Annotated in this window: 6 protein-coding genes and 1 riboswitch; of the genes, 4 read left to right on the plus strand and 2 right to left on the minus strand. The window is 69.5% G+C overall.

What is annotated here, in order from left to right:
* Both ACZ45T_RS35515 and ACZ45T_RS35520 read right to left on the minus strand, forming a co-directional pair.
* Positions 1 to 2250, minus strand: a 2250-nt coding sequence (locus tag ACZ45T_RS35515) for a caspase, EACC1-associated type (RefSeq protein WP_468448266.1), incomplete at its 3' end; no start/stop codon positions are given.
* Positions 2247 to 2648, minus strand: a complete 402-nt coding sequence (locus ACZ45T_RS35520; RefSeq protein WP_468448267.1) for an effector-associated constant component EACC1 — start codon at positions 2646 to 2648, stop codon at positions 2247 to 2249. The genes ACZ45T_RS35520 and ACZ45T_RS35515, both read right to left, overlap by 4 nt.
* Positions 2649 to 2923: 275 nt before the next feature.
* On the opposite strand from ACZ45T_RS35520, the gene ACZ45T_RS35525 reads away from it, so the two are divergent.
* The 4 genes from ACZ45T_RS35525 (at position 2924) to ACZ45T_RS35540 (ending at position 7182) form a co-directional block, all read left to right on the plus strand.
* The gene (locus ACZ45T_RS35525) at positions 2924 to 3589 is read left to right on the plus strand and encodes a vWA domain-containing protein (RefSeq protein ID WP_468448268.1); all 666 of its coding nucleotides are present in this window, start codon (positions 2924 to 2926) and stop codon (positions 3587 to 3589) included.
* The gene (locus tag ACZ45T_RS35530) at positions 3586 to 4572 is read left to right on the plus strand and encodes a protein phosphatase 2C domain-containing protein (protein ID WP_468448269.1); all 987 of its coding nucleotides are present in this window, start codon (positions 3586 to 3588) and stop codon (positions 4570 to 4572) included. The genes ACZ45T_RS35525 and ACZ45T_RS35530 overlap by 4 nt, the downstream gene beginning before the upstream one ends.
* The gene (locus ACZ45T_RS35535) at positions 4569 to 5528 is read left to right on the plus strand and encodes a hypothetical protein (RefSeq protein WP_468448270.1); all 960 of its coding nucleotides are present in this window, start codon (positions 4569 to 4571) and stop codon (positions 5526 to 5528) included. The genes ACZ45T_RS35530 and ACZ45T_RS35535 overlap by 4 nt, the downstream gene beginning before the upstream one ends.
* A 223-nt stretch (positions 5529 to 5751) precedes the next feature.
* Positions 5752 to 7182, plus strand: coding sequence for a hypothetical protein (locus ACZ45T_RS35540; protein ID WP_468448271.1), 1431 nt, complete (start codon positions 5752 to 5754; stop codon positions 7180 to 7182).
* Positions 7183 to 7301: 119 nt separating this feature from the next.
* Positions 7302 to 7447, plus strand: a riboswitch (cobalamin riboswitch). This riboswitch is flagged as partial in the annotation.

The following is a 7447-nucleotide window of genomic DNA, read 5'->3' on the forward strand; positions in this document are numbered from 1 at the left end:
CGCGTAGTGGATGTCGCCCAGTCCGCTGGTGGCGTTGGCCTCGCCGCGCCTGTCTCCGAGTTGCCGGTAGACGGTGAGCGCCTCCTCGTGGGCCGAGGTGGCCTCGTCGTACCGGCCCTGCACGCGGTGGACTTCACCCAGGCCCTTCAAGGCGTCCGCGGACACGGTGGAGGTGCGGTCGATGTTCGAGAGCAGCATCCTGAAGCTCTCCTCGGATGCTGCGTACCAGCCGGCGAGGTAGAGCCACGTGCCGAGTTCCCGAAGGCAGTCCGGAGCCTGGTCCCAGCCGTCCTCGAGAGCGGCCCGTGCGGCGGTGGAGAGTTCCTGGGCATGGTGCTCCAGCCACCGGTGAGCCATTCCGAGTTCGTGTTCGTGTTCGTGTTCGCCTTCGATGCTGTCAGCGCTCTGCCGGACGGTGCTCTGGGTCTTCGTGAGGTTGCTGCGGAGGTACTCGTACAGGCGTACGCGGCTTGCGCGGGCCGCTTCGTCACTGGCCTCCTTGGCCGCCCGGTCACGGGCGTAGACGAGGCTCAGGTCGTGGAAGGTGTAGCGACCGTTCTTCCGGACCAGAAGCTGTTCGATGCGGGTGAGTTGGATGTCCACCTCCTCCTCGGGGCGTCCCGTCATGGCGGCGATGCAGTCCGGGCCGAAGTCGGGGCCCGGGTGCCAGGCGCAGTGGTGGACCAGAGAGCGCAGGTCGGGGTCGAGCGCGTCGTAGGCGCTCGTGAAGGCGGCACGTTCGACCGCGTCAAGGTCCGGGAGGAGGCGGAAGGGAGTGGGGCCGGACAAGGAGGCGAGGAGGGACCGTGGGGAGGCGCCGCGACGCAGGGCGGTGGCGAGCGGCCCGAGCGCGTTGGGGCTGCCGTGGATCCCGTCGGCGAGTTCGCCGAGGTGATGGGTGCCCTCGGGGACGCCCATCTTGTGCCAGACCGTGACGCAGTCGGTCGTCGGAAGCGGAGCGAGTGCGTGACGCCAGTCGACGGTGAGGTCGGGCAGCTCGCTGCGGCTGGACATCATCACCACGCTCTGCGCGTCGGCCCCGGGCAGCAGCGGGCGGAGCTGGCGGGTGTCGCGGGCGTTGTCGAGGAGCAGGAGGAGGCGTTGGCTCTTGAGGAGCAGACGCCAGGCCTCCGCGCGGGCGGTGGGGTCGGTGGGAATGCGGTCCGGCTCGTAGCCGATGTGCCGGAGTTGTTCGTCGATGACGGCGTACGGATCACGGGCCTGCTCGTCCGGCGTCCAGCCGCGCAGATCGACCTCGAGACAGCCGGCGGGAAAGAGATGGGCGATGCGGGCGGCCGTGGCGCGCAGCAGCTCGGACTTGCCCTGTCCGCCTCGTCCGTGAACAAGGCACAGGACAGGAGGGTCGGATCCCGCCAGCCGCACCAGCTCGCTGATCTCCTCCTCGCGGCCTGTGAAGTGACGGCTGGGCGCGAAGGCCGTATGAGGGATGCGTGAGGCGCGCGGCACCTTCGTCGGCTCGCCGAGGAACCCCCGGTTACGGGCGAGGGGGATCCGGTGGCCGTCGTCGCGCGTGGCCATGCGGGGTTGTGGGACGTTGTGGCCTTCCACCTTGCGGCCGGAGAGGCGGGCGCGGAGAGCTTCGTACACGTCCGCCACGGTGAGGACGGGCTGTCCCTCTCCCCTGCGGCCGTCGGGCAGGGGGCCGGTGAGGCCGTCGCGCAGCAGTTTGACGAGTTCCAACGTGAAGACGCTGCCCTCGGGAACGCAGAGGGATCGCTGGGTCTCCGCGGCCGATGTGAGGACGCAGGCGCCGTCGATGGCCAGCAACTCCGCGGACGCCGTGCGGGGTCGGCTGTCCATGTGGAGAGCGACGCCGCTGAAACAGGAGTCGATGATGACGATCTTGTGTTGGGCCTTCGCCTCGGCCAGAAAGGCCCGTACTTCGGAGTAGGGCACCGAGCGGTGCGGACTTCTGGAGTGGGACGTCTTGGTGGAGAGCAGCAGGCTTTCACCGTCCCGGTGGAAGTGCCCGTGCCCCGCGTAGTAGACGAGTAGCAGGTCACGTGCCTCTTCGGCGGCGATCTGCACGGTGTCCAGGACCGTGCCCGGAGTGCTGTCCGCGGGAAGGCTGACGCAGTCCTCGTCGGCGAATCCACCTACCGCCACGTCGGTCAACTGGGCGCGGAGCGCCGGAACGTTGTTCCGGACACCGTCAAGATCGGAGAAGTGGTCGTAGGCGTGGACACCGAAGAGGACCGCGCGGGAGGCGGGCTTCTCCTGTCCCGTCATGGCAGGCGGCGGCCCTCGTCCGAGCTGTCGTCCGCTGCTCGGACGACGGCTCCGTTGCCCAGGCTGCGCAGCAGCTCGGTCAGTTGTTCCGCACTGAGGTGGCCGATGTCGACGGTCGTGTCCCCGTGGGTGAGGGTCCGTGCCCCGGTGCCCCCGCCCACGGCCGCCGTCCCACCTGCCCGTGTCGACCGCCATGTGGTGTAGGCGAGGGCGAAGTTCGCCATGTCCACCGCATGCCCGAAGGCGATGTCCAGCGCCTCGAGCACACTCATCGTCGTCCCGGCGCCGCCCGCCACGGGCTCCACGGGCAGCGCCCCGGTGTCCGGATCACGGCTCAGCCAGGACCTGAGGTCCGAAAGTGCCTGCTCATCGCCGTCCCCCGCGATCCGGATACGCATGCCCGCTCCCCGCCCCTGTCTCAGTGCACCTCAAGAGACGTCAATGCTAGGGGATTTGGTGACCGGAGACTGCCTTACGCGCATCCGGCGCACCAGATGCCGCTGGGCGCGGCAAGGGCCGAGGGCCATGACCAACTCCCCGAGGAATGCGGTGCTTTCGGAACCGTCCCCGTAGAATGACGCGTCCGGTGGAGTGTCTACAGATGTACGCGAAGATCCATTTCGGTGCCGGAGTCACCGGAATCATTGGTCAGGGCCGACTCGGGAGACAGGCGATGCAGCTCCTTCCCTTCTACCTGGTGTGCGACGAATCCGGCTCCATGGCCGGTGTGGGCGTGGACACCATGAATGACGCCCTGCCCGAGCTGCATGCGGAGCTCAGCTCCAACCCGACGATCGCGGACAAGGCCCGCTTCGGGCTGATCGGCTTCTCCACCACGGCCGCTGTCCTCCAGCCCCTCGCCGACGTGAGCGAGTTGACCGAGCTGCCGGCACTGTCGCCCGGCGGCATCACCTCCTACGACGCGGCCTTCCGGCTCTTGAAGGACACCATCGAGCACGATGTCGACCAGTTGAAGAGCCAGGGGCATGCGGTGTACCGGCCGGTCGTGTTCTTCCTCTCGGACGGCGCTCCGACGGATCTTGACTGGCGTACATCGCTCAAGGAACTCAACGGTTCCCGCTACGCCCCGAAGATCATCGCCTTCGGCATCGGCGAGGCCGATCCCGCCGTCATCTCCAAGGTCGCCAACTTCAGGGCGTTCATCCAGGAGAGTGCCGAATTCAGTCCGGCCATGGCGCTGCGTGAATTCGCCACCAGCCTCACCCGCTCCATCGTCATCTCCACGACCAGTGCTTCCACCCTCGGGGGGGAGGGCTTCGAGCTCCAGGTCGACGACCACGTGCCCGGCTTCACCACCGTATCCCTGGACAGGTTGTGAACAGCTCCATGCGCGACGAGTACGAGCGCGGTGGCCACCGGTCCGAGGGGGAGCCCGCGGCGGCCGCGGAGCTGGTGCGCGGTCTTCCCGAACACATCGGAGAGCGACCGCCCAGCTACCCCTCCCACCCCACGACGAAGCCGTCGATGAGGGACGGCGACCGATTCGCGGCGCTCACTCCCGACATCGTGGTCGACGGCATCACCGTGGGTCCGCTGACGGCTCGGGGTGTCTCGGTGCGGGGGGACTCCCACCGCTGGGAGGGCCGCTGCCGCCAGGACTCCATGGTGATCGCCCGCGTGGGAAAGCCGGACACGTCGATGCTCGTACTCGCTGTCGCGGACGGGGTGAGCTCCTCGAAGCGCGCCCACGTGGCGTCCCAGGACGTCGCCCACCAGACGACGGTGAATCTGGACGGCGAGGCCGAGAGCCTCTATCGGGCACTGATCGACCAGGACGAGGCCGGGCTCGACCGGCTGGTCAACGCGATAGTCGGCCGGACCGTCGAGGAACTGCGCCTCGGATGGCAGGGGAACGCCGGAGCCGGCTACGACGACAGGGACTACGCCACCACCCTCCACGTCCTGCTGGTACCCACCGACGAGAGCGTGCGGGAACGACTCCTGATCAGCGTCGGCGACGGTGGTCTGTGCGTGTTCCGCGACGGCACGTGGACCGGCGGCAGCGCCCTGTCCCCCGGCCCCGTCCTCGACACGAGGACCGACGCGCTCCCCGTCTCCTACGACACCGCGAAGACGCGGCTCTTCCCGTCGGCCCCGGGTGACGTCCTTCTGCTCGGCACCGACGGCATGACGAACCCACTGGCCCGGGAAAGGGAATTCGCCGTGCGCCTGGCCGACTACTGGGGCCGAGGCGAAGTCCCGACGCCCTCCGACTTCCTGTGGCAGGCACAGCTGCGTGCGAAGACGTACGACGACGACCGCACGGTTGTCTGCCTGTGGGACCGGGGAGCGGCTCGGTGACTGTCGAAGACGGCAAGGACGTCAACCTTTCGACCCTCTCGCTCGGCGACTGCATAGGGGTCGGCGGCCAAGCGGAGGTGCACGCGGTCGACGGCGGTGACGTCGCCTTCAAGAAGTACAGGAACCCCTCGAAGATCAACGGCGCGGCCCTGGCCTCCCTGCCCGCCTTCCGCCAGAGCCTGACGCCATCGGGCCGCTCCTTCCTCGACTCGGTCGCGGCCTGGCCCTTGTGTCGCGTGATGCACAGGGGCCGCAGCGTCGGAGTCCTGATGAGACGCGCCCCGGCCCACATGTCGTGGCAGACCCCCTCACTGCACACCAGGCTGCTGGAGCTTCAATACCTCCTGCGGCCGTCCAGGCCGGGATTCCGAACCGCTCCGCAGCCCACGCCCCAGGAGCGGCGGACGCTGGCCCTGGCCTTCGTGCGGGCCATCGACTGGTTCCACGGCGCGGGAGTCGTCCTGGGCGACATCTCGCACGCCAACGTGCTGTGGGCGCTCGACCCAGAGCCCGGCGTCTACTTCCTGGACTGCGACGGCTTCTCCTTCGTGGGTGACCCGCCCGCCCAGGCGCCGGCCCAAACGGTGGACTGGGTCGACCCCCGGACACCTGCGTCCGAGGCCGACATCGACAGCGACGCCTACAAGACGGCCCTCGCCGTCGGTCGGATCGTCGCCCAGGATCCGTACGTCGTGCCGGGGCAGCAACTGACGCCCGTTCCGGGCTGTCTGGACGACCACCACGAGGCGGCGGTGCGCAGGCTCTTCGCCGCGGCGGCCGGCGAGCGGGGCACACGCGCCCCGGCGCGGGATTGGTGCAACGCCCTCAGTGACGACGGCACCGCCCCGCCCGATGCGGGACAACCGGCACTGCGCCCCGGCCCCATGGGCGACCAACCGGTCCCGGACGGGTTTCGGGACCGAAAGCCGATCAACTTGCGAGTGTCGGGTCGATAGCGCTTCACGTGGCGGGGAAGTTCGGGTCGTCCCCGTCGGGCTGGACGGTTCGCCGCAGCCACCATGACAGAACGTCAACTGCACGTGTCTTTCACGTGTTGACACCACAGTCAATGTGACATGGCCGCGTGCACATGGCATGCTTCCTCATTGTTACCCGCGAGTATTACCCCGGGTAACGCCGGCTGACCCCCCAATCTCTTCCCAGCGCCGGAGGACCACTGTGCGTGCCTTCACCAGGAAATTCCTGGCCCCCGTCACACTGACCGCGTTAGCCCTCGTTGCGAGCGGATGTTCCTCGCCTCCCACCGCCGGCGGTTCCGCCGCCGGTACCACCCCCACCGCCCAGGCGGCCGCCTCCGACGGCTCCCAGCAACTCGACGTCGCCGCGGCGCCCGCCGGCGCGGCCACTCCGGCGGCCGTGGCACGGCCGGGCGCGGGCGGCTCAACGGCGAGCAAGACCTCGCTGAAGGTCGCCTCGTTCGACAAGGGCACCGGACGCGCCGTCATATCGCAGCCGCAGAAGAGCTCTCCAGGTCCCAGCTCAGCTCCCGGCGCCAAGCCGTCCGCTTCCGCCTCCGCCTCAGCTCCTGCCGCCGTCAAGACCGGCGACATCATCGCCAGCGCCCCGGTACCCGGCGCCCCCGACGGACTGCTCGCCGAGGTCACCAAGGTCGGCGCCCAGAGCGATCAGGGCACCCAGGTCGAGACCAAGCCGTCCGACCTCAGCGCGCTCCTGGCCGACGACAAGGCCGAGGGACAGGTTCCTGTCGACCCGTCGACCGTCGGCGTCGAACCCCTCCTCCAGGGCGTGAAGGTCTCCTGGGCCAAGACCGGCGGAGCCACCTTCGGACCCAACGGCGCCAAGCTGCCCCTGGGCAACCTCCGCCTCGACGTCGGCGCCGCCATCGCCACCGCCGAAGGCGCCCCGGCCTCCGCCGCCGCCTCCGTCTCCGGATTCGTCCAGCTCGCGCCCGAGGTGGAGTTCTCGTACGACGGCAACGCGCGCAAGCACCACCTCGGCATGTCCGGTGCCTGGGAGGCCCAGTGGCAGCTCAAGGGCCGCGTGGCCGGCGGAGTCAAGCACCGCATCCCCTTCGCCAAGCTGCACGCCGACCCCGTGATCCAGGTCGGCTACGTGCCCGTCGTCGTCAACCTCGACCTGACCTGCTACATCCAGGTGGAGGCCGACGGCCGCATCACCCTGGACGTCGAGCAGAAGCTCGGCGGTGACTTCCGGGTCGGCGCCGACTACACGAAGGGCGCGGGCTGGACCCCGGCCAGCAGCTCGAACGTCAAGGGCTCGCCGGTCAAGGCATCGGTCACGGCCGCGGGCAGCGCGAAGGCCACCCTGGGTGCGGAGGCCTCCGTCGGCCTGTACGGCATGGTCGGGCTCGTCGCCGACTTCGCCCCGTACCTGCGCGGCGAGGCCACTGCCACCGCCGCAGGGGCCACGGACGGCACCGCGTCGGCCGTCGCGTCCTGGGCCCTCTACGGCGGCTTCGACCTGAGCGGCCATCTCCAGCTGCAGCTCTCCATCTTCGGCACTCCACTGCTGGAGCGCCGCATCCCGCTGGGCAGCCTCAACCGCGAATGGCCGCTCACCAGCGGCGGTGCAGGAGCCTCGGCCTCCCCCACCCGGCCCTCGGCCTGATCCCTCGGCCCGATCCCTCTGCCGGCCCGGCGCCCCGTGCTCACCGGGCCGGCAGGCAGGACAACAGCGTGCGACCGTGGCCGTGATCGTCAGATGGCCGGGCCTGACTTCCTCACAGGTAGGCTTTGAGCGCAGCTGGTTCGCCCCGTCCGCCAGGCGGGATGCGTCGCAAGAGGGAACCCGGTGGGAATCCGGGACTGCCCCGCAGCGGTGAGCGGGAACGACCGCCGTCATGAGCACTGGGACCGGAACCGGTCCTGGGAAG

The organism is Streptomyces sp. NPDC030995, assembly GCF_055571215.1.

What these genes read in the sequence shown, in the direction of transcription:
- ACZ45T_RS35520 (WP_468448267.1), bottom strand. Translation starts at nt 2,648, where the DNA reads ATGCGTATCCGGATCGCGGGGGACGGCGATGAGCAGGCACTTTCGGAC.
- ACZ45T_RS35525 (WP_468448268.1), top strand. Translation starts at nt 2,924, where the DNA reads ATGCAGCTCCTTCCCTTCTACCTGGTGTGCGACGAATCCGGCTCCATG.